This window comes from Burkholderia sp. KJ006 (assembly GCF_000262695.1).
Taxonomy (GTDB): Bacteria; Pseudomonadota; Gammaproteobacteria; order Burkholderiales; family Burkholderiaceae; genus Burkholderia; species Burkholderia vietnamiensis.
Genome location: NC_017921.1, coordinates 48816 through 71059 on the forward strand (window position 1 = coordinate 48816; position 22244 = coordinate 71059).

Here is a 22244-nt window from a genome sequence, read left to right on the forward strand (position 1 = left end):
AACATGAGCCATCAACGCCCGACGCTCGCCGACCGGATCGTCCGCTACCGGACGCCGCTGAATCTCGCCGTGCTGATCGTCTGCGGTTTATGGGCGGCGTGGGTCGCGTGGATCACGCGGCCGGCCGCGATCGATTCGCCTGCGTCGATCGTCGCATCCTGCGTGCGCGACACGCGTTGACGCGATGCGCCGGGGTGAGCCGCGCGCAGCCGTGGCATCATGCAGCGATTCACCCCGACCGCAGACCCCGCCTTCCGGAGCGCCGCATGTCCGTTCAGACCTGGATGTTGTTTGCCGCCGCCTATCTCGCGACCACGCTGTCGCCCGGCCCCAACGTGCTGCTGGTGATCCGCAATACGGTGCGCTACGGCTCGCGCGGCACGGCAGCCACGATCGCCGGCAATCTCGTCGCGCAGGGCGCGGTGGTCGGGCTGGTCGCGCTCGGCGTGGGCGCGGTGCTGGCCGCGATGCCGCCGCTGTTCGTCGCGATGAAAGTCGTCGGCGCCGCGTACCTGATCTTCATCGGCATCCGGCAACTGCGCGGCGATCGCCACCGGCGCGCGCCGGACAGCGGCGCGGCAAGCGTCGAACCGGATCGCAGCAAGCTGTTCCGTGAAGCGCTGTTCGTGTCGGGCAGCAATCCGAAGACGATGATCTTCCTGTCCGCGTTCATGCCGCAGTTCATCTCGCACGATCGGCCGCTCGCGATGCAGTTCGTCGCGATGTACGCGACGATCGCATGCACCGTCATCGTCGTGCACAGCCTCTATTCGTTCGGCGTGCGCCGGCTTCATCGCGGCTTGGGCGTCAGCCCGTGGCTGCGCGCGGCCAAGCGCGCGAGCGGGCTGCTGTTCGTCGGGCTCGGGATCAAGCTGCTGACGGCGCGGCAAGCTTGAGCGCGAACGCCCGCGCGGGCACCGCGCGCACGACACCGTCAGTCCATCGTTGCAGCCAGCGCGGCGACGATCTGCTCGAACGACGGCCGCGCGTCGACCTCGTCGTTCACGCACGCAGCGGCCAGCGCGCCGAGGGCTTGCGCGGCGGCCCAGGCACGCGGCTCGCATCGCTCCAGCAACTCGCGCAGCAAGTAACCGAACGCGCGGACTTCCAGCCGCTCGAACCGCGCCGCGCGCACGCGGTCGTTCACGTCGTAGAGCGACGCCGCGCCGAAATCGCCGAGCAGCGCGCCGCCTGCCCCGTCGTGCAGGATGTTGTGCGCGTACAGGTCGCCGTGCATGATGCCGCGCGCATGCAGATGCGCGGCGACCGACGCGATGCCGTGTGCGAGCCGCGCTGCGTCGGCCGGCGCGAAGCGCGCATCGGCCGCATAGACGTCGCGCGTACACGATGCGAAGCTCGGCGGCCCGGCGAGATTCGTCAGCGCCGGATCGACCAGCTCCATCACGAGGCCGTGCGCGCCGTCCGGATGACCGCGCAGCTTGCCGATCACCGGAATCATGTTCGGATGGCGGCCCGCGTGCAGGCACGCGGCCATTTCGCAGTCGGGCAGCCCGTCGCTCGTCACCGCGCCCTTGAACAGCTTCACCGCGACCGCGCGCGTCGCGCGGCCCTCCGCACGCCACTGCGCGCGGTAGATCACGCCCGACGCGCCTTCGCCGAGCCGGTGTTCGCATGCGAGCGACGCCCAATCGATCTCGGCCACGCCGGGCTCGGCAGACGCGGCGGCCTCCGGGCCCGCGCCAAGCGGATTGCCGGCGGCCGCGAGCCAGGAAAGGCGCGGCAGGCGCAACAGCCAGTCCGGCAGCGCGTCGAGCCGGTTCGCGGACAGACGCACCAGCTCGAGCGCACGGCACGCCGCCAATTCGGCCGGCAGCGCGCGCAGCCGGTTGCCGGCGAGCATCAGCTTCTGCAGGCGTGAACAGTCGCCGATGTCGGCCGGCAGCGCGTCGATCTCGTTGTCGGTCAGGATCAGCCAGCGCAGCGCACGCGGCAGCGCGCCGCGCGGCACCGTGCGGATCCGGTTCGCCTTGAAGCCGATCATGTCGAGCTGCGGGCACGCGCCGAGCGCTGCGGGAAATTCGGTGAAGCGGTTGCCGGACGCGAACAGGATGCGCAGCCGGTGCAGCCGCGCGAGGTCATCCGGCAGCGTGGACAACGCATTGCCGGACAGATCGAGCACTTCGAGCGTGTCCGCGAGGTCGAAGATCTCGCGCGGGAATTCGGTCAGCCCGCACGCGAGCTTGAGTTCTCGGGCGCCGGACAACTGGCCGGATTGAAGTCGTTCGAGGGTGGTCGTCACGGGAAGAAGCGGGTACGGATGCGATGTTGGGCCGGGCGGACCGACGGATTTTACCGGGATCGCGCACCCGCCAGCGCAATCGCGGCATACCCCCTTCACAAACGCGCAATGTGACGCTAGAATTGCGCCCCTTGCAGTACCGAAGTGCCGACGTGGTGAAATTGGTAGACACGCTATCTTGAGGGGGTAGTGGCGAAAGCTGTGCGAGTTCGAGTCTCGCCGTCGGCACCAGATACGGTTTTCATCGACCGTGTTTCGGGCACAGAAAAGAAACCGCGACAGCGCAACGCTTCGCGGTTTTTTTATTGGGCGCGCACAACGCGCGGATCGCTCGGCCGCAGCAATCGACGGCGGCGCGCGTGCGCGTGCCGCGACATCGTTCGCCGATCCCGGTCGGCTCCCCGGCGAGCGATGCTCCCCTCCCCACGCCGTTCCGCTCGGCGCCACAAAACGGACGATCGACCGATGGACGCCATGATCCGACATGGCGATACTTGACCGTCCATCGGCGCGATCCTTGCCGACGATCGACCAACCCAGCGTCGACATGCCGGCCCAGCAGGACCGACGTGCGCCGCCTGCTGCAATTGCGTTCGTACCTCGGGGAGCCCGTTGGATGACGATGCATCCGGAAAGCCCGATCGCCGCCGAACAACTGAAGCTCGTCTACGGCATCGTGACCCTGAGCGTGTGCGGCGGAACGCTGCTGGCCGCGACACTCGTCGTTTCGCTGGAGCGCCTCGGGCGCGTCGATCCGCTGGCCGGCGCCGCGTGGCTGTCGTACATCGTCGCGTGCTCGACGGCGCACGCGTGCCTCGCGTGGCGCTACCACCGCTCGGCCAACCGCGACACGCGCAGATCGCGCTGGGCGGCAGGATTCGTCGCCTGCAGCACGGCGGCCGGGATCGGCTGGGGGTGGTCGTCGATCGAACTGGCGAAGGGACGCGGGTTCGAGGTCGAGAGCCTCGCGGTCACCGCCACGCTCGGGGTAGTGGCCGGCGCCGTGCCGGTCTTCGGCACGTATCTTCCGGCGTTCCTCGCGTTCCTGTTGCCGGCCACCGTCCCGTACGTCGTCGCCGCCGCGCTGTCCGACAATCGCGTGCAGCAGGCGACGGCGCCGATGATGTTCCTGTTCGTCTGCGTGATCGCCTATCTCGGCCTGCTCGCCAACCGAAGCGCGGCGCAGAACATTCGCCTGCGCTTTCGCGCGGAACAGCTCGCCCGCGATCTGCGCGCGCGCAACCGGACCGCGAAGCGGCTCGCGGACGACCTGCTGCGCCAGAAGCAGATCGCCGAAGAAGCCAATCTCGCCAAATCGCGCTTTCTCGCCGCCGCGAGCCACGATCTTCGTCAGCCGTCCCACGCGCTGAGCCTGCTGGTCGGCGCGTTGCGCGGCACGAAAACCGACGCGGAGCGGGCGCAGATACTCGTGCAGATCGAGCGTTCGACCGATGCGCTCGACTCGCTGTTCGGCGCGCTGCTCGACGTGTCGCGGCTTGATGCCGGCGTGGTGGACGTGCATCGCAGGCCGGTGCACGTCGACGCGGTGCTCGAACACGCATGCACCGATCACTTGCTCGACGCGGCGGCGAAAAACCTGACGCTGACGCGCGTCCCGTGCCGCGCGATCGTCGATACCGATCCGGTGCTGCTCGAGCGCATCGTGCGCAACCTCGTGTCCAACGCGGTGCGCTACACGGATGCCGGCCGGATCGTGGTCGGCTGCCGACGACGCGGCGCACGCGTCGCGATCCAGGTATGGGACACCGGACGCGGGATCGCTGCCGACCAGCTCGAGCTGGTGTTCCAGGAGTATTACCAGGTCGGCAACCCGGAACGCGACCGCGAAAACGGCCTCGGGCTAGGGCTCGCGATCGTGCGACGGCTGGCCGACCTGCTCGAATGCGAGCTGAAGGTGCGCTCGGCGCCCGGCCGCGGATCGTGCTTCGAAGTGTGGGTGAGCCGCTGCGATCACGCTGCGGCGCATGCCGACGCATCGGCCGAACCCGCCGACGACGTGTCGCATCATTCGGGGCTCGTCGTCGTCGTGGACGACGAGCTCGCGATCCGCGACGGCATGGCCAGACTGCTCGAACTGTGGGGCTATGAAACGATCGTCTCGGACAGCGGCGACGCTGCGATCGAACGCTTGTCGGCATGCGCGCGCCGCCCCGACCTGCTCGTCTGCGACTTCCGCCTGCGCGGCGCCGAAAACGGGCTGACGGTGATCGAGCGGCTGCGCAGCGAATACAACGACGACATCCCCGCGCTGCTGATCAGCGGCGACACGGCCGCCGACCGCCTTGCCGAAGCCCATGCGAGCCATTGCCTGCTGCTGCACAAGCCGATCCCGAACGGCAAGCTGCGCGCGGCGATCGGCAACCTGATCGCGGCCGGCGTGCGCGCGCGGAGCGGCGAACCGGAGTGAGCCGGGCACACGCCGGCGCGGCACGCAGATCGATCGAACGACGCGAGTTCGCTCCTCTCGATCCTCAGCGTCATCGACAGCGATGCATTCGCATCGGCCGGGTCGCCCGTCATGCCGAGCCGGAACGTCGCGGTCGCGCAATCCGCCAGCAGTCGTTGCAGCGACAACCACAAGTACGACACGTTCGACTCCCACACTGCGTCACCCGAATCACGAATCCTCGGCATCCGCGCCAAATTGCAGTTCGAATCCGCGCAATCCGGCGGTCCGCCCATCCGGCGATCCGGCCATTGCCGCGATTCTGTTTGGTTGTCGGCGCATCGAATTTGGCCTGCACCGGGACGCCACCACGCAGCGACGATCGCCGGGGATTGGTTACCGGCGCGAGTCAGTCGCGGCGATTCATGCGGCAATGTAAATACGATGTCGCCGCAACGATCGACGTCGCCGAAACAGGCGCGTTGCACGCGCACGATTGCCTGTAAGATCGCACGGCGGAACGCGACCACGACCAGCCATCCGGGCCTTGCACGCAACCTCGGGCCTCGTTCAACCGGCAGCTTTTCCTCCCTTCGGCATCGCGGATTCTCATGAAGATTCTCATCGTCGACGATCATCCGATTCTGCGCGACGGCGTAGCCGCATTGCTGCGTCAAAACGGCGAAGACGTAACGGTCGCGCAAGCCGGCAACGCCGACGATGCGATGCGGATGCTCGATCAATCCGCCGATTTCGACGCGATCGTGCTCGACCTGAAGCTGCCGGGAATGAACGGCCTCGATGCGATCTCCGCGTTTGCCGGCAAGTGCCCGCAACTGCAGATCATCGTGCTGTCCACGTCCGAGGATGCGGCCGACGTGCGGGCCGCCTTCGCGCGCGGCGCGCTCGGCTACGTGCCGAAATCGGCGGGGCCGCATACGGTGCTGTCGGCGATCAGGATGGTGCTCGACGGCGAGCGCTACGTGCCGCCGCTGATGCTCGACGATTCGTCGTCGGCCGCACCGGGCAGCCCGCGTCCTGCGCCGGCGACGCGCAGCGCCGGGCCGCTCACGCAGCGCCAGATCGAGGTGCTGCGATACGTTGCAGAAGGCGTGCCCAACAAGGTGATCGCGGATCGCCTCAATCTGTCCGAGAAGACGGTCAAGGCGCACGTCACGGCGATCTTCAAGGCGCTCAATGTGCTGAACCGTACCCAGGCGGCAGCGGCCGCGCGCAAGGCCGGGCTGCTGTGAGCCGGGATGGGCAGCTCGCGCACGCGCGACAAGCGCCGCGAGATCCGATCGCACCGATCGCAGCATGTACGCCCCGATGCGGCGGCCGGATTTGCCCGCACGCCCGCGCCGGATGGCCCGACGCGCGATGTGCTTGTCGGCGCGCGCCGAGGCCAACATTCGGCACCGACGCGATTCGGCCGCACGTCGCGACGATGATGCACGCGTATGCCGAAACCTGCGGTCCGTGCGGCGCCGCGTGACGGCGTTGCGCCGCGCGGCTACCGCATCAGATTGGTACGCACCTGCGGCATCGTCGCCGTCGCCGCGCCGGTCGCCTGAATCGTTCCCGACGGCGATGCGCCGACCGGCGCGACCAGCGCAACGCCGTCGAGCGTGTTGCCGGCCACGACGATCCGGCTGGCCGGGCAGCCGCGCGACAGCAACGACACCGGCGCTTGCGCGATCGACGCGAACGCATTGTTTGCCGCCTCGAACGCGCACACGTTCCCCAGCGCGCGGAACCCGGTATAGCCGGACCCGGTCACGCGATTGCGCGTGACGACGACGTACGACACCGTGCCCGACCACGTATCGAGCTCGAGTGCGCCCTGTTGCGTCGGCAACAGTCCGTTGTCGACGTTCGCGTTCTGGACGTTCGACACGACGTTGTTGTCGACGACGACGTTCGAGACGCCGTAGGTGCGCCAGCTGTCCTCCTGCGCGACCAGAATGCCGGCCGCCTTCTGCACGCCGTCGACCGTATTGTTCGAGATCGTCACCGCCTGGCCGCCGACGACGGCGATTCCGCGCCCCCAGTAGTTTCCCGATACGGTGTTGTGGTCGATCAGCACGTTGTTGCTCACGCGGCCGTCGGACAGATAGCTGACGACGGCGATCAGGTCGTCGCCGGTGCCCGTCACCGTGTTGCCCTGCACCAGCACGTTGGCTGCGCCGTCGGTCATGTGGATGCCGTCGGCAAGCGTCGCGCGCACCGTATTGCCGACGATCGCGACGTTGCGGCCGCCGAACACGAAGATGCCCGCGCTCGCGCCGCCCTGCACCGTCACGCCGAGCACCTGAACGCCGGTGCCGGTCACTTCGACCTTGGTCGACGCCGGTGTCGCGAGGCGCGTCGTGCCGGCGCCGATCAGCGTGACGCCGACCAGCGTCGAATCGGCGCCGCTCATCACGATCGTCTGGTCGGCCGGATTCGTCGCCGCGAGCGTCGCGCCGTAGCCCGACACGACGACACCCGACATCGCAACCGACAGCGACCGGCTGACCGTATAGCGTCCCGGCGAAAGTATCAGCGTTTGCCCGGCCTGCAATGCATTGAGCGCCGTCTGCAGCGCGTCGGCCTGGTCGCTGCCGTCGACGGCCGGCTTGACGATCACGGGCGGCAGCGTAGCCGATGCGGCCGGTCGCACGCGCGATGCGCGGGATGGGTGGAACGCGTGCGACGGCGCGGTATACGTGAGCGTCGCCGCGTGGACCGGAACCGGCGCATGGCCGGCGCTGCATGCCAGCGCGGCGAGCGCGGCACTGACGATCCGAAGTGACCTGTTCATGCTGACCCCTCGTTGCCCATCCGCCCGCAGCGGCATCCGATGCGGCGGCATCCGGCCCGATGAGGTCGGCGGTCGACGGCGAGCCGGCGCGACCGAGGTCGGCCAGCGGGACGGAACGGGTTCGTGCGAAAACAGTTGGGTGGCGCATCGCTTGACGTCGTCACCCGCGCTTCCACCGAAACAGGCGCGCTCCCCCGAACGCGGCCCGATGGTCGACGGTCCCCGGTAGCCAGCTACCGTCGAACGACGTGCGAAGGCCGTTGCATGAGCGACGCGGGATGGTGGGCGGCCCTGTCGACCCGCGCATCGGGTCGCTCGATTCGAAGTCTATTTCGCGATCGACGCGTGTAAATGCGACAGAAGGCGCGCGACGTCGTAAGACGGTCGCGCGGCTGCAACGCGCCTGCACGCGACCGAACTTACGACCCGCGATGCGGAAAGCCGCACCGCGGGCACGCGCATCATCGGTTCTGACGGGAGTTGCGCTGCGACGTACCATAACGGCATGCGCCACCTCAGCCGCCGCGAGTCACAACAGCGGCAACACCGAGCGTATGTGCTCGGCGAACACCGCCGTCAGATGCGACGGCCGCTTCCGGTCGAAGCGCAGCGTGATGCCCACGGCCGGCAGCGGCGGCAGCCCGCGATCGGCGGCGAGGATCGCGAGGTCGGCGGGCACCGCCGTTTGCGTCATCACCGCGATCGCCTGGCCGGAGCGCACCAGCGCGATCAGCCCCGCGAGGCTGCTGCTCGCATAGGCGACGCGATAGTCGCGCCCGGCGCGCGCCAGCGCATCGCACGCCGCGATGTGATCGAGCGTGTCGGGATCGGAAAGCGCGAGCGGCAGCCGCTCGAACTGCGCGGTATCGAGCCCCGGATAGCCGATCCACACCAGCTGCTCGCGGCGGATGAAATCGTCGGTTGCCGCCTCGTCGGGCACCGAGATCATCGCGAGATCGACGGCGCGCTTGTCAAGCTGTTCGAGCAGCCGCGGCGTCGGCCCGCACACGACCTCGACGATCGCGTGCGGATGATGGCTCGAGAACTGCCGCAGCAGCGACGGCAGCCACACCTGCGCGTAATCGTCCGGGCACCCGAAGCGGATCGTGCCCGACAGCCCCGTACCGCACAGATCGGCCAGCGCCTCGTCGTGCTGCCGCAGGATGCGCTGCGCATGCAGCAGCAGCCGCTCGCCGGGATGCGTGAGCACCACGCCGCGTCCGGTGCGCTGGAACAGCGGCTGGTCGACGCTCTCCTCGAGCCGCCGCATCTGCTGGCTGAGCGCGGACTGCGTGCGGCCGACCCGCGCCGCCGCGCGGCTGAGCGAGCGCACTTCGGCGATCACGACGAACGAGCGCAGCAGATCGATGTCGAGCGAACGTGCCAAGGTATTAGCTCCTTTTCTACCTTGCATAAGAACTATTCGTTTCCATCAAAACAGAGCGGCGCCTAGACTGCAAGCGTTCCCTGCCCCTCGCCTGGAGAAAACGATGTCCGCAAACGACGACGCAACGTTCTGGCACAACGCGACGCATCACCTGATCCGCTACGGCGGCACGTTCGAGCCGCTCATCGTCGAGCGTGCGCAGGGCAGCTTCGTCTACGACGCGGACGGCCGCGCGATCCTCGACTTCACGTCGGGCCAGATGAGCGCGGTGCTCGGGCATTGCCATCCGGACATCGTCGCGGTCATCGCCGAATATGCGGGCAAGCTCGATCACCTGTTCAGCGGGATGCTGTCGCGCCCGGTCGTCGAGCTCGCGACGCGCCTCGCCGACCTCACGCCGCCGGGCCTCGATCGCGCGCTGCTGCTGAGCACCGGCGCGGAATCGAACGAAGCGGCGATCCGGATGGCGAAGCTCGTCACCGGCAAGTACGAGATCGTCGGCTTCGCGCAGTCGTGGCATGGGATGACGGGCGCGGCGGCGTCCGCCACCTACAGCGCGGGCCGCAGGGGCGTCGGCCCGGCGGCCGTGGGCTCGTTCGCGATTCCGGCGCCGTTCGCGTACCGGCCGCGCTTCGAGCGCAACGGCGCGTACGACTACCTTGCCGAGCTCGACTACGCGTTCGATCTGATCGATCGCCAGTCCAGCGGCAATCTCGCCGCGTTCATCGCGGAGCCGATCCTCAGCTCGGGCGGCATCATCGAGCTGCCGGACGGCTACATGGCGGCGCTCAAGCGCAAGTGCGACGAGCGCGGGATGCTGCTGATCCTCGACGAAGCGCAGACGGGCGTCGGCCGCACCGGCACGATGTTCGCGTGCCAGCGCGACGGCGTGATGCCCGACATCCTGACGCTGTCGAAGACGCTCGGCGCCGGGCTGCCGCTCGCGGCCGTCGTCACGTCCGCACAGATCGAGGAGCGGGCGCACGCGCTCGGCTACCTGTTCTACACGACCCACGTGTCGGACCCGCTGCCGGCCGCGGTCGGCCTGCGCGTGCTCGACGTGGTGCAGCGCGACGGCCTCGTGCAACGCGCGAACCTGATGGGCGAGCGGCTGCGGCGCGGGCTGCTCGACCTGATGGAGCGCTTCGAATGCATCGGCGACGTGCGCGGACGCGGGTTGCTGCTCGGCGTCGAGATCGTCAAGGATCGGCGCACGAAGGAGCCGGCCGACGGCCTCGGCGCGAAGATCACGCGCGAATGCATGAAGCTCGGGCTCAGCATGAACATCGTGCAGCTGCCGGGGATGGGCGGCGTGTTCCGGATCGCGCCGCCGTTGACGGTCAGCGAAGCCGAAATCGATCTCGGGCTGTCGCTGCTCGAACAGGCGATCGCGCGCGCGCTGTAACGCCGTCACGCGCGCCGGCGGCGCACGGACCCTCCGCGATCTGCGTACACTATCCGCCGGGCAACGACGGGCAGCGAGGCGAGCGATGGGACGCGCAGCGGATGACGGCGGCACGCACGAGCACTGGCTCGTCGCGCGCCGCGATCCTGAAACGGGGATCGAAAGCCTGCGCGCGCATTTCAGCGGCCACGCTTACGACCCGCACGATCACGACGACATGCTGATCGGCTTCACCGAACAGGGCGTGCAGCGGTTCCAGTGCCATCGGTCGCTGCATACCAGCGTGCCGGGCCGCGCGATCCTGATCGAGCCCGGTGCGACGCACGACGGCCATGCGCCGGAAGCCGGCGGCTTCACGTATTCGATGCTGTACCTGCCGCAGGCATGGGTCGAGCGTGCGGCGCGCCGCATCGATCTTCCAGGCCTGAGCGGCGTCGAAGCCGCGTTCGGCCATACGCTGGTCGACGATCGCGCGCTCGTCGAGGCGATCCGCGACGCCTTCGTCGCGCTGCACGGCAACGAAGGCAAGCTCGCGCGCGACCAGACGCTCGACCGTCTGCTCACGCGGCTCGGCGGCCAGCTGCGCGCGTCGTCGCCGACCGGCGTCGGCGGCCGCGACGTGCCGCCCGCGATCGCGCGCGTGCGCGAGCTGCTGCACATGCGAATGGACGGCAACCCGGGGCTCGACGAACTCGCCGAACTCGCTGGCGTCGATCGCTTCCGGCTCACGCGGCTGTTCCAGCGGGCCTACGGCACGTCGCCGCACGCGTATCTGGTGCGCCTGCGGCTGCGCGCCGCGCGGCGGCTGCTCGCGGCCGGCCGCACGCCCGCGCAGGCCGCCGCGGACGTCGGTTTCGCCGACCAGAGCCACCTCGGCCGCTGGTTCCGCCGCGCGTACCGGATGACGCCGGCCGCGTATCGGCGGATCTGCACAAACGTTCCAGACTGAACGCGCGCGGCGTCCGATCATGAGCGCTTCAACCAGGAGCACTCATGTTCGATACGAAGGTGGCATTGATCGTGCGCGACGATCTCGCGGCGTGGCAGAAACTCAACGTGGTCGCGTTTCTCGCGACGGGTGTCGCGGCCGGTGCACCCGATGCGCTCGGCGAGCCATACGAGGATGCGGCCGGCAATCGCTACGGCCGCATGCTCGGCCAGCCGATGCTGGTGTTCGCGGCCGATCTGAACGGGCTGCAGGCCGCGCATCGGCAGGCGCTGTCGCGCGAGCTGAGGATCGTGCCGTACGTGCGCGCGATGTTCTCGACCGGGCACGACGCGGCCAACCGCGACGCGTTTCGCGCCGAGGATGCCGCCAATCTGGATCTGGTCGGCCTCGCGCTGCACGGGCCGAAGAAGGCCGTCGACAAGGCCGTGAAGGGGCTCTCGCTGCACGCATGAAGGTGTCCGTGCGGCGCGGCGCGCGAGCCGGTCAGCGATGCACGAGCACGTTCACGAGCTTGCCGAACGGATCGCGCACGAAGAAGCGCCGCACACCCCACGGCTCGTCGGCCGGCCCGTATTCGACCGCAATGCCGGCCGCCTGAATGCGCGCGAGCGCCTCGTCGAGGTCGTCGACTTCGATCGACAGATCGGGCGTCGGCGTGCCGGACCCGCCCTGCGATGCGAAGCTGATCTGCACGCGCATCCGCTCGGCGCTGCCGTAGGTGGCGATCCAGCCGAGATCCATCAGCAGGTCCAGACCGAAGATCTGCTGATAGAAGCGCTTGGCGTCGTCGACCGACTGCGTGTCGACGTTCGCGACGATGCGTTTGACCTTCATCGGTTGCCTCCTCGGTACGTGTGAACGAGCGGCAGCGGCACCGCGCGCCGCAAGCCGCCGGCCCGTTGCAGGCCGGCGGCGCGCGGTGCACTCAGCCGCCGAGATACGCCTGCTTGATCCGGTCGTTCGCGAGCAGGTTCGCGCCGGTGTCGGCCAGCACGACGCGCCCCGTCTCCAGCACGTAGCCGCGATCGGCCACGCCGAGCGCCTTGTTGGCGTTCTGCTCGACCAGGAACACCGTGACGCCTTCGTCGCGGATCGTCCGGATGATGTCGAAGATCTGCGCGATCACGAGCGGCGCGAGGCCGAGCGTCGGCTCGTCGAGCAGCAGCAGGCGCGGCTTGCTCATCAGCGCGCGGCCGATCGCGAGCATCTGCTGCTCGCCGCCCGACATCGTGCCGGCCCGCTGGGCCGCGCGCTCCTTCAGGCGCGGAAACAGCTTGAACACGTGCTCGATGCCGTCGTCGATCTCGTGCCGGCTCGCGAAGAAGCCGCCCATCTTCAGGTTCTCGAGCACCGTCAGGCTCGGGAACACGCGCCGCCCTTCCGGCGAGATCGCCATCCCCTGCCGCATGATCTGGTGCGTCGACATCGCGGTGATGTCGTTGCCCTCGAACAGCACGCGGCCCGACGACGCGCGCGGCGTGCCGCACACGGTCATCATCAGCGTCGTCTTGCCGGCGCCGTTGCTGCCGATCAGCGTGACGATCTCGCCCTTGTTCACTTCGATCGACACGCCGGCGAGCGCTTCGACCGCGCCGTAGTGCGTATGGACCCGTTCCAGCTTCAGCATCACTCTTCCCCCAGGTACGCCTTGATCACGCGCGGGTCGTTGCGGACCGCGTCGGGCGTGCCGATCACGATCGGCCGGCCGTGCTCCATCACGAGGATGCGGTCCGACACGCCCATCACGAGGCTCATGTCGTGCTCGATCAGCAGCACCGATACGCCGAACTCGCGGCGCAACCTGTCGATCAGCTGCTGCAGCTCGATCTTCTCCTGCGGGTTCAGGCCGGCCGCCGGCTCGTCGAGCATCAGCAGGCGCGGCTCGGTGATCATGCAGCGCGCGATCTCGAGACGCCGCTGGTGCCCGTACGACAACGTGCCGGCCGGCCGGTTGGCGACCGCCGTCAGCCCCATCCGGTCGAGCCACACGGCCGCGCGTTCGAGCGCTTCCTTCTCGGCGCGGCGATACGCGGGCGTCGCGAACAGGCCCGGCAGCAGCCCCGACTTCACCTTGCGATGCTGCGCGACCAGCAGGTTCTCGACCACCGTCAGCGACTTGAACAGACGGATGTTCTGGAACGTGCGCACCAGGCCCTTCAACGCGATCTTGTGGCTCGGCAGCCCGGCGATCGCATGACCGTCGAGCACGACGTCGCCGCCGGTCGGCCTGTAGAAGCCGCCGACGCAGTTGAACACCGTGGTCTTGCCCGCGCCGTTCGGCCCGATGATCGCGAACACCTCGTTGCGGCGCACGTCGAAATCGATGCCGTCCACCGCGAGCAACCCGCCGAAGCGCATCTGCAGCCCGGCGACCTTCAACAGTTCTGGATTCGCGCTCATTGCGGCAGCTCCACGTGGGGACGGCTCGCGGGCAGCAGGCCCTGCGGACGCCACATCATCATCAACACCATCACCAGACCGAAGATCAGCATCCGGTATTCGGCGAAACCGCGCGCGACTTCGGGCAGCACGGTCAGCAGGATCGCGGCGAGGATCACGCCGAGCTGCGAACCCATCCCGCCGAGCACGACGATCGCGAGGATCAGCGCCGATTCGATGAACGTGAACGATTCGGGATTCACGAGGCCCTGGCGCGCCGCGAAGAACGCGCCGCCGATGCCGGCGAACGCCGCGCCGAGCGTGAACGCCGACAGCTTGATGCGGGTCGGGTTCAGGCCCAGCGAGCGGCACGCGATCTCGTCGTCGCGCAGCGCTTCCCACGCGCGCCCCATCGGCATGCGGATCAGGCGGCTCGTCACGAACAGCGTGAAGCCGACCAGCGCGAGCGCGATCAGGTACAGGAAGATCACCATGTGCTCGCCGCTGTATTCCAGCCCGATCAGCTCGTGGAAGGTCTTCGCGCCTTCGACGCTCGCCGAGCGCGCCATCTCGAAGCCGAACACCGTCGGCTTCGGAATGCTCGAGATGCCGTCCGGGCCGCCCGTCAGGTCGGTCAGGTTGTTCGCGAGCAGGCGGATGATTTCGCCGAAGCCGAGCGTGACGATCGCCAGATAGTCGCCGCGCAGCCGCAGCACCGGGAAGCCGAGCAGGAAGCCGAAGGTCGCCGAGGCCAGCGCCGCGATCGGCAGGCACTCCCAGAACGACAGCCCGAAATACTGGTTGAGCATCGCGTAGGTATAGCCGCCGACCGCGTAGAACCCGACGTAGCCGAGATCCAGCAGCCCCGCGAAGCCGACCACGATGTTCAGCCCGAGGCCGAGGATCACGTAGATCAGCGCGAGCGTCGCGACGTCCACCGCGCCGCGCGAGCCGAAGAACGGCCACACGAGCCCGACCGCGAGCAGCACCCAGATGATCGCGCGCTGCTGCGGCGCGCCGATCGCGGGCGCCGCCGGCAGCTTCACCGCCGATTTCGCGCGCACGAGCCACGGCTTGAACAGCTGGAACAGGAACACGGCCGCGACCGCGATCCAGACCGGACGCCAGTGCGGCGTCAGCACCACTTGATAGCCGTCGAGCTTCAGCTGCAGGCCCAACACGGGAATCGTGAGGATCGCGGTCAGCAGCGCGGCGGCCACCGCATTCTTCAGCGCCTGGCCGGCGGTCGCGCCAGCGGAAGGACGGCGCACGGAAATGACTTGACTCATCTGCGTCTCCCTCAGACCTTTTCGATGTCCGACTTGCCGAGCAGGCCGGTCGGGCGGAAGAGCAGGATCAGCACGAGCAGGCCGAACGCGACCACGTCCTTGTACTCGGCCGGCATGTAGCCTGCGGCGAAGGTTTCGGCGAGGCCCAGCAGCACGCCGCCGAGCATCGCGCCCGGGATGCTGCCGATCCCGCCGAGCACGGCGGCGGTGAACGCCTTGATGCCGGCGACGAAGCCGATGTACGGATTGAGCTTGCCGATCGTCAGCCCGATCAGCACGCCGCCGACGGCCGCCAGCATCGCGCCGAGCACGAACGTGAACGAGATCACGCGGTTCGTGTCGATGCCGAGCAGGTTCGCCATCTTCATGTCCTCGGCGCACGCGCGGCATGCGCGGCCCATCCGCGAATGCGAGATGAACAGCGTGAGCGCGATCATCAGCACGAGCGTCACGCCGACGATCAGCAGGCGCGCATACGGCACCGTCACGTCGTAGTCGCCGCCGAGATGGATGTCGAACGCGCCGGAGATCAGCACCGGCACGGACACGTCGCGCGCGCCCTGGCCGATCTGCACGTAGTTCTGCAGGAAGATCGACATGCCGATCGCCGAGATCAGCGGCACGAGGCGCGGGCCGCCGCGCAGCGGCCGGTACGCGACGCGCTCGACCGCGAAGCCGTACAGGCCGGTGACGAGCACCGACACGATCAGCGCGGCGCCGAGCACGAGCGGCAGCGGATAGCCGGCCGAGATGCCGATCGCGGTGAGGGTCACGAGGCCCACGTACGCGCCGATCATGTAGATCTCGCCGTGGGCGAAGTTGATCATGCCGATGATGCCGTAGACCATCGAATAGCCGATGGCGATCAACGCATAGATCGCGCCCAGCGTCAGGCCGTTGACCAGCTGCTGGGCGAATTGGGGAAAGAAGTCAGTCATGTGCGGGAAGCTCCCGTTGGCATCGGTCGCGGGCCGCCGCCGGATCGTGGCGTGGGGCCGCGCGCGATGCACGGTGTGTCTGGTGTGTCTCGGGCCGCCCGTCGGCGCGCATCGGGCCGATGCGCGGCCGATGCGCGACCAATACGCACGCCGCCCCGTCCGGATGCCGGACGAGGCGGGTGCGCGGGCGGGTACTGCGTTGTTACTTGGCGGCGGTCTTCGTCGCGTCCTTGTGCCACGTGTAGACGACGAACTTGAACGCCTTCAGGTCGCCCTGGGCGTCGTACGCGACCTTGCCGATCGGCGTGTCGAACGTCGTCTTGTGCATGTACGCGGCCACCTTCGTCGGGTCGGTCGTCTTCGCGCCCGCGATCGAATCGGCGATGATCTTCACCGCTGCGTATGCGGGCATCTGGAACGGACCGTTCGCGTCGCGCTTCTTGTCGGCGAACGCCTTCACGAGGCCCGCGTTGGCCGGGTCGGCCGAGAAGTCGGCCGGCAGCGTGACCAGCATGCCTTCCGACGCCGGGCCGGCGATCGCGGTCACGTCCTTGTTGCCCACGCCTTCGGGGCCCATGAACGTGGCCTTCACGCCCTGCTCGCGCGCCTGGCGCATCAGCAGGCCCATTTCCGGGTGGTAGCCGCCGAAGTAGACGAAATCGACGCCTTGCGACTTCAGCTTCGTGATGACCGCCGAGTAGTCCGAATCGCCGGCGTTGATGCCTTCGAACAGCACGACGGGGATCTTCGCGGCTTCGAGGTCCTTCTTCACCGACGATGCGATGCCCTGGCCGTACGACTGCTTGTCGTGCAGGATCGCGACCTTCTTCGGCTTCACGTTGTTGATGATGTAGTGCGCGGCGGCCGGGCCTTGCTGATCGTCGCGGCCGATCGTGCGGAAGATGAAGTGACGCTTCTTGCCTTCGGTCAGCTGCGGCGCAGTGGCCGACGGCGTGACCATCACGATGCCTTCGTTCTCGTAGATGTCGGAGGCGGGAATCGTCGAGCCCGAGCACACGTGGCCGATCACGTACTTGATCTTCTGGCTGACGATCTTGTTGGCGACGGCGACGGCCTGCTTCGGTTCGCATGCGTCGTCCATCGTCACCAGTTCGAGCTTGTTGCCGCCCGCGCCGCCTGCCGCGTTGATCTGTTCGACCGCGGTCAGCACGCCGGCCTTCACCATGTCGCCATACTGGGCGACCGAGCCGCTCATCGGGCCGGCGAAGGCGATCTTCACGGTTTCCGCTTGCGCGGCGGCGGCGCCGGCGGCGAACAGCACGGCGGCGACGGAAATGGAGGTAAGACGGGACAGCGTCATCAGGAACTCCTCGATGTTGTTAGTCATACGGGCAAAGGCGGCATGACTTGCGCAATCGAACAGCACCCGGGGCGAGGATATGGGACACGCCCGAGACACATGAAGACGGACCTGCGGATGGATGATGCGTAGCGGGGCCCGGCTCTTGCAGTCCCCGAAGGGGACGTCTGGTTCGGAAAGACATCGTGATGCGTCTTGCATTGCGCAAGCGTTTCGCCTGCCCCGCTTGCCAAATCGCTGGTCGGAGGGATGTTCCGACAGCCGTTGGCAAGGCAGCCGAAATTATATGGGCGTTTTTGAAACGTCTGTCAAAAATGCGTCTCCTATGAGGGAAAACACGGAGAAACCTCGGGCGGTGGCGGTGGCGATCGGGGAGCAACTGGGTGACGGTCGTGAGGTTGGTGGCCGGTGCAATCGGGTTGCGATTTTTAAGCCCTCTGCACGATGAAGCCTTGCTGGACAATGCGTTCGGCGAGATCGGGAGACATGACGCGTGATTCGGAAGTCGTGCACGGCTGTATGCCGCGGCAGGTATTCAACAGAGGATTCGGGCGAACGCACCGGCGTGGGGCGCGAGCGGATCGCGCTATTTCCTTCTTTATGCTGACGATTTCACGCGTTACGAAAGCATATTGTTATATCTGTGAAATAATTCGAACTCGCAACCGCAATCCAGCCAGCCCTCCTGCACGTCGTTTGACGCGCCCCTGTCGCGCCCCCTGTCGCACCGCAGCCAGCCAGTGATCTGCCGTTTTTTCTCGTTGCATGTCACCTGCCGGAGGGCCCGATGCATCATCCTCTTCGTTTTTCTTCCGCCGCCACCATTGCCTGCGCGCTTTCGCTCGGTGCTGCCGACGCTTCGAGTCGCGATTCGCTGATCGACGGTTCAGGCAATACCAATCTGTTTCATTCGGAACGTCGCGCCGCGACCCGGAATGACGTCCGCCCGGCTCGCGCGAAACGACGCGCGAAGGAAGCGGCGCCGCTCAAGCGCAGCCCGTTCGATACGCGCGATACGCGTGCATTGCGTGTGTCGGGGGACAAGCTCGAGCCGCAGCCTTCGACGGGCGGCGGCCTCGGTCGCGTGCTGTCGGAGATCGAACAGCGCGAGCAGCGCCGGAACGAACATCGGTGGGCCGACGAGCAGCGGCCCGTCGATGTACCGCACTACTCCATCGGCGCGCCGAATCCATTCCTCTACGTGCCCGACGCGTCGAACCGGTTCAATTCGGCTGTGCTGCCACCGCCGCCGCGTGCGTTGTTCTACGACAACGGTGCGCGCTCGCGTTGCGTGGTTACGCGCGGCGCGGGGACGTCGCGGTCGGTTTGCAATATCGGGAGGTGATGGGGGCTGTGGTGGGGTAGCAGCTGTCCTGCCGGGGCTTGAGGTGCGGCTTTGCGGGACACGACCGCACGCGGAGTTGAGACTCGTACTTGAGCGTAGCGAAATTCTACTAGGCCGCGCGGTGCGTCCGCGCGGCCTTCGCTATCGCCGATTCAACGGCGGTCCCTGGGCGGGATGTAGTTGCTCCGCCACACTAGCCGATCAGCCGATGCGCCTCTCGACGAATCGCATCGACGTGCAGCGCCGCGGCGGCGTCTCACATCGCCGTGATGACCAGCCTACCTGGCTCGATCGCTATCCGCACCTTCTCGCCCGGCTCAAAACCCGCATCATTGACGAGCCACATTCCGCCAATCTTCATGTACGGATAAAACGTCTTGGGCCTGACGCTCATGTTTTTCGGAAAACCCCAGATCTCCTGGACCGTCACAAAGCGTTCCGTAATCGGGGGACGTGCTTTATCATTCGCCTTAGCCATGGGCAACTCCTGGTTAGTTGGCTGTGGTCAGCGGGCCGTGAGTGTTGGTAGCACTTGCGGCCCGCGCTCGTTTACTGCCGATTTTTTGATTTCCCGGATTCCTCCTTTTTACTCATTCGACGAGCCGATGCTTCGACATGTCCGGTGAACGCCTAGCGCCCATTCGCGCGCGCGATATACGCGCGATCATCGTTGGACAGTCCTATTAGGACATCATTTACGCGCAATATTTCCGACTCGCCTTAACGTTCGCCATTAGGCATAGGCATGCAATTGCTTGTGCGCACGGCGGCGTCTCATTCGCTGATGCCAGCAACGTCACTCGATTTCAAGAATGCGGCGATTTGAAACAATTTGCATGAGTTATCGTCACTCAGTCCAAGCTTGCAAAGGGATTTGCTTGCAGCCGCGAGACATTCAAGATAGCGATCGTCGATCGAGGCAAGGTCTAAGATGACAATGCCGGAAGCGGTTGGAGCCGTTTCCGAAACAGCGACTGCAGTCATGAGCGGTCTAACATGATTGATTTTTCACACAAAGGCGACAATGCCCATGTTGCCTGAACGTAAATCGATGAAATTTCTGTGGTGCATTTTTTCAGCCATCGCTTTGTGCGCTGCAATTTACGCATCAACAGCCGTCCGACGCGAAAAGAACACAAGAATATCACCTCAAGTTGTCACCATTAAATTCGGATCAGACGGAAAATCGGATGCCGTGGCACAAGGATTTTCCACGATGAATCACCCGTCTGGCGTGTACGTATATCAAATGCGCTGGGACGATCCAAAGAAGCTCGGACGGGCAAGATATCTTCAAGGACAGTATTCATTCGATCTCGACAACGTGGCGATCGCGACCGGGTTGGGCGACAAAGACAGTCCGGAAAGCGGAGTTGATAGTTGGGATGTCAATTTCAACATCTCACCTTCGGGTACAACCTCGTACGAAGAGGCTCGCGACAAAATCATAGCCCTGCTGACAAAACTGAGAGATGCGGGGTGGAAGAGGTATATCGAGACATCCGATCCGCGGCTCGTCGGCAAAGAGGCAACGGCTTATGCTTTGTCGCAACCCGGTACGCTTTATTCGATCGACTCTACCTACACACCGACCGCGGAGGAATGGAAAAGCTTAATCTCATCCGAGCCAAGATGGCTTTTTTATGCTGACGGCGTCTTTTTGACACTATCCCTTTCATTTCAATCGTCGTCGACTCCCGGCATGGGATATTACCTGACAGATATTCAGGTAAGCACGGCATCTGATAATTACACGCCGTATTTTACTGATAGCATCGAACGCCGGAGGCAATGGAAGAAATACCTGTCTGACGAATTGACGCCGGCAAGGGCGGAACGAGCGAAACATGAAGCAGAATGGACGGCTGAGGGCTACACAATCGACACGACATATCTGCCGCCGCCGTTTGAAGCCCCCGACTTTTCGGCCAAGGCTGGCGACACTCAATGATCTGGAGGGCCAGGCTATGCAACGAGCGAACTTGCACGGGAGAGCACAGATCGTCGCGGGCAAACTCCATACCCTCGTCAGTAGCGCCCCGCCGAATGTCCGGCCCGCGTCGTACGCAAACGCTTACCGCATGTCCGCGCCGTTAACGAATATCGCCAACGATGCGTTCATTGCAGCCGGTAGAAGTCCACTGCTCGTGGTTACGTTGGTTGTCCACGCAACAGGTCCTGCCACTAGTTCGAGCCGCGACATCGGCACATCAAAAGAGCTCGGCCGGAATCTCGTCCGCCCCCACGAACACGCCGCCCATCGCATTGGAGCGCGTCAAATCCGCAGCGCATATATCGCCCGTCCCACCCGACTGCTGGACCGTGCGCGGGCTGCTGCCCCGACTGAGCCGGACAACCTCCAATAGTCGCGCACGGCCCATCTGCACTACGTCGACAGCGCATACCCGCTTGGTGCCCCACTCCGCCGCGAGTATGCTTGGGGTTCGAACACTCTCCAATCCCGGCGCGCACCCCGTCACCCGGCCCAGCGCCCCGCCAACAGCCACTGACATGATGGACTTCGACGTAATCGTTCTAGGCGCCGGCATCGTCGGCGTCAGCGCCGCGCTGCACCTGCAGGATCGCGGCCGCAAGGTCGCACTCGTCGACCGCGCCGCGCCCGGCGAAGGCACGAGCTTCGGCAACGCGGGGCTGATCGAGCGCTCGTCGATCGAGCCGTATCCGTTTCCGCGCAGCCCGTTCACGCTGATGCGCTACGCGCTGAACCGCTCGACCGATCTCTACTGGCACAGCGCGTCGCTACCGGCGTTCGCGCCGTGGCTCGCGCGCTTCTGGTGGGAATCGGCGCCGCTGCGCCACGCGGCCGCGTCGCGCGACATGCTGCCGCTGATCGAGCGCTGCATCGCCGAGCACGACGCGCTGATCGCGCGCGCCGGCGCAGGCGAGCTCGTGCGCGCGAGCGGCTGGATGGAAGCGTTCCGCACGCCTTCCGCGTTCGAGCGCGCCGTCGCCGATGCGGGCCTCACCGCGCGCCGCCACGGGCTCGGCATCAAGCCGCTCGACGCCGCAGCACTGCGCGCCAAGGAACCGAGCCTCGCGGCCGGCTTCTGCGGCGCACTGCACTGGCTCGATCCGAAAAGCGTCGTCGATCCGTCCGCGCTCGTCAAAAGCTATGCGCAGCTGTTCGTGCAAGGCGGCGGCACGCTGCTCACCGGCGATGCCGCGAGCGTCGACGCGCTGTCGCCCGGCTGGCAGGTCATGACCGACCAGGGCAAGATCGCCGCGCCGGCGATGGTCGTCGCGCTCGGCCCGTGGTCCGATACGGTGTTCGGCAAGTTCGGCTACAAGATCCCGCTGCGCGAGAAGCGCGGCTATCACATGCACTACGCGCCATCGGAGCGCGGCACGCCGTCGGCGCCGATCGTCGATCGCGAATACGGCTACGTGATCGCACCGATGCGGCGCGGCTTGCGGCTCACCACGGGCGTCGAAATCGCGCGCCGCGGCCTGCCGCCGACCGGCGTGCAGCTCGATCGCGCGGAACGCATCGCGCGTCCGGTGTTCGGCTTCGGCGAGCGGCTCGATCCGCAGCCGTGGCTCGGCTTTCGCCCGTGCACGCCCGACATGCGGCCGGTGATCGGCCCCGCGCCCGCGCATCGCGGGCTGTGGTTCTCGTTCGGGCACAACCATCACGGGCTCACGCTCGGCCCCGTGTCCGGCCGCTTGCTGGCCGAGATGATGACCGGCGAAACGCCGTTCACCGATCCGACGCCCTACCGCGCCGAGCGCTTCTGACGCCG

General features: G+C 66.7%; 21 protein-coding genes and 1 tRNA gene. 11 read left to right on the forward strand and 11 right to left on the reverse strand.

What is annotated here, in order from left to right; genetic code table 11:
• Positions 1-3 precede the first annotated feature (3 nt).
• Positions 4-180: a hypothetical protein gene (locus tag MYA_RS31945; protein WP_011880711.1), complete on the forward strand. Its 177-nt coding sequence runs from the start codon at positions 4-6 to the stop codon at positions 178-180.
• Between the two features lie 86 nt (positions 181-266).
• Positions 267-896 carry a LysE family translocator gene (locus MYA_RS14430; protein WP_014723929.1) on the forward strand — a complete coding sequence of 210 codons (630 nt, stop codon included), beginning with the start codon at positions 267-269 and terminating at the stop codon, positions 894-896.
• A 38-nt stretch (positions 897-934) separates the two neighbouring features.
• Here MYA_RS14430 and MYA_RS14435 read toward each other — a convergent pair whose 3' ends face one another.
• Positions 935-2260: a leucine-rich repeat-containing protein kinase family protein gene (locus tag MYA_RS14435; protein WP_014723930.1), complete on the reverse strand. Its 1326-nt coding sequence runs from the start codon at positions 2258-2260 to the stop codon at positions 935-937.
• A gap of 146 nt (positions 2261-2406) precedes the next feature.
• Between MYA_RS14435 and MYA_RS14440 the strand changes: the two genes are divergently transcribed.
• From MYA_RS14440 to MYA_RS14450, 3 genes are all read left to right on the forward strand, one after another.
• Positions 2407-2491, forward strand: a tRNA-Leu gene (locus tag MYA_RS14440).
• A 385-nt stretch (positions 2492-2876) separates the two neighbouring features.
• Complete coding sequence (locus MYA_RS14445) at positions 2877-4688, forward strand: ATP-binding response regulator (RefSeq protein WP_014723932.1); 1812 nt, start codon at positions 2877-2879, stop codon at positions 4686-4688.
• A gap of 590 nt (positions 4689-5278) precedes the next feature.
• Positions 5279-5920: a response regulator gene (locus MYA_RS14450; RefSeq protein ID WP_011880715.1), complete on the forward strand. Its 642-nt coding sequence runs from the start codon at positions 5279-5281 to the stop codon at positions 5918-5920.
• 260 nt (positions 5921-6180) lie between these two features.
• Here the strand turns inward: MYA_RS14450 and MYA_RS14455 are convergent, their stop codons facing one another.
• Complete coding sequence (locus MYA_RS14455) at positions 6181-7470, reverse strand: right-handed parallel beta-helix repeat-containing protein (RefSeq protein ID WP_014723934.1); 1290 nt, start codon at positions 7468-7470, stop codon at positions 6181-6183.
• 529 nt (positions 7471-7999) lie between these two features.
• Complete coding sequence (locus MYA_RS14460; RefSeq protein ID WP_175935931.1) at positions 8000-8884, reverse strand: LysR family transcriptional regulator; 885 nt, start codon at positions 8882-8884, stop codon at positions 8000-8002.
• Positions 8885-8960: 76 nt separating this feature from the next.
• Here MYA_RS14460 and MYA_RS14465 point away from each other — a divergent pair, with 76 nt between their 5' ends.
• The 3 genes from MYA_RS14465 (at position 8961) to MYA_RS14475 (ending at position 11663) form a co-directional block, all read left to right on the forward strand.
• Positions 8961-10262: an aspartate aminotransferase family protein gene (locus tag MYA_RS14465; protein ID WP_014723937.1), complete on the forward strand. Its 1302-nt coding sequence runs from the start codon at positions 8961-8963 to the stop codon at positions 10260-10262.
• An 85-nt stretch (positions 10263-10347) separates the two neighbouring features.
• Positions 10348-11211 carry an AraC family transcriptional regulator gene (locus MYA_RS14470; protein ID WP_011880719.1) on the forward strand — a complete coding sequence of 288 codons (864 nt, stop codon included), beginning with the start codon at positions 10348-10350 and terminating at the stop codon, positions 11209-11211.
• A gap of 44 nt (positions 11212-11255) precedes the next feature.
• Complete coding sequence (locus MYA_RS14475) at positions 11256-11663, forward strand: DUF2000 domain-containing protein (protein ID WP_011880720.1); 408 nt, start codon at positions 11256-11258, stop codon at positions 11661-11663.
• 31 nt (positions 11664-11694) lie between these two features.
• On the opposite strand, the gene MYA_RS14480 is transcribed toward MYA_RS14475, so the two are convergent.
• The 6 genes from MYA_RS14480 to MYA_RS14505 form a co-directional block, all read right to left on the reverse strand.
• A complete protein-coding gene (locus MYA_RS14480) occupies positions 11695-12045 on the reverse strand; it encodes a VOC family protein (RefSeq protein ID WP_011880721.1) in 351 nt (116 codons plus the stop codon).
• 91 nt (positions 12046-12136) lie between these two features.
• A complete protein-coding gene (locus MYA_RS14485) occupies positions 12137-12838 on the reverse strand; it encodes an ABC transporter ATP-binding protein (protein WP_011880722.1) in 702 nt (233 codons plus the stop codon).
• The gene (gene livG / locus MYA_RS14490) at positions 12838-13611 is read right to left on the reverse strand and encodes a high-affinity branched-chain amino acid ABC transporter ATP-binding protein LivG (RefSeq protein ID WP_011880723.1); all 774 of its coding nucleotides are present in this window, start codon (positions 13609-13611) and stop codon (positions 12838-12840) included. Before livG ends, MYA_RS14485 begins: the two co-directional genes overlap by 1 nt.
• The gene (locus tag MYA_RS14495) at positions 13608-14879 is read right to left on the reverse strand and encodes a high-affinity branched-chain amino acid ABC transporter permease LivM (protein ID WP_011880724.1); all 1272 of its coding nucleotides are present in this window, start codon (positions 14877-14879) and stop codon (positions 13608-13610) included. Before MYA_RS14495 ends, livG begins: the two co-directional genes overlap by 4 nt.
• A gap of 11 nt (positions 14880-14890) precedes the next feature.
• Positions 14891-15817, reverse strand: a complete 927-nt coding sequence (gene livH, locus MYA_RS14500; RefSeq protein WP_011880725.1) for a high-affinity branched-chain amino acid ABC transporter permease LivH — start codon at positions 15815-15817, stop codon at positions 14891-14893.
• 202 nt (positions 15818-16019) lie between these two features.
• Positions 16020-17138, reverse strand: coding sequence for a branched-chain amino acid ABC transporter substrate-binding protein (locus tag MYA_RS14505; protein ID WP_034195540.1), 1119 nt, complete (start codon positions 17136-17138; stop codon positions 16020-16022).
• 787 nt (positions 17139-17925) lie between these two features.
• On the opposite strand from MYA_RS14505, the gene MYA_RS14510 reads away from it, so the two are divergent.
• Entirely contained in the window at positions 17926-18483 is a 558-nt protein-coding gene (locus tag MYA_RS14510) for a hypothetical protein (protein ID WP_014723939.1), read from the forward strand.
• 256 nt (positions 18484-18739) lie between these two features.
• On the opposite strand, the gene MYA_RS14515 is transcribed toward MYA_RS14510, so the two are convergent.
• Positions 18740-18961 carry a SymE family type I addiction module toxin gene (locus MYA_RS14515; protein ID WP_034195476.1) on the reverse strand — a complete coding sequence of 74 codons (222 nt, stop codon included), beginning with the start codon at positions 18959-18961 and terminating at the stop codon, positions 18740-18742.
• Positions 18962-19257: 296 nt separating this feature from the next.
• Positions 19258-19467, reverse strand: a complete 210-nt coding sequence (locus tag MYA_RS31110; protein ID WP_126220612.1) for a hypothetical protein — start codon at positions 19465-19467, stop codon at positions 19258-19260.
• 46 nt (positions 19468-19513) lie between these two features.
• Here MYA_RS31110 and MYA_RS31115 point away from each other — a divergent pair, with 46 nt between their 5' ends.
• Positions 19514-20434: a hypothetical protein gene (locus MYA_RS31115; RefSeq protein ID WP_131929098.1), complete on the forward strand. Its 921-nt coding sequence runs from the start codon at positions 19514-19516 to the stop codon at positions 20432-20434.
• A gap of 563 nt (positions 20435-20997) precedes the next feature.
• Positions 20998-22239 carry an NAD(P)/FAD-dependent oxidoreductase gene (locus MYA_RS14525; protein WP_014723941.1) on the forward strand — a complete coding sequence of 414 codons (1242 nt, stop codon included), beginning with the start codon at positions 20998-21000 and terminating at the stop codon, positions 22237-22239.
• The last annotated feature ends 5 nt before the right edge of the window (positions 22240-22244 follow it).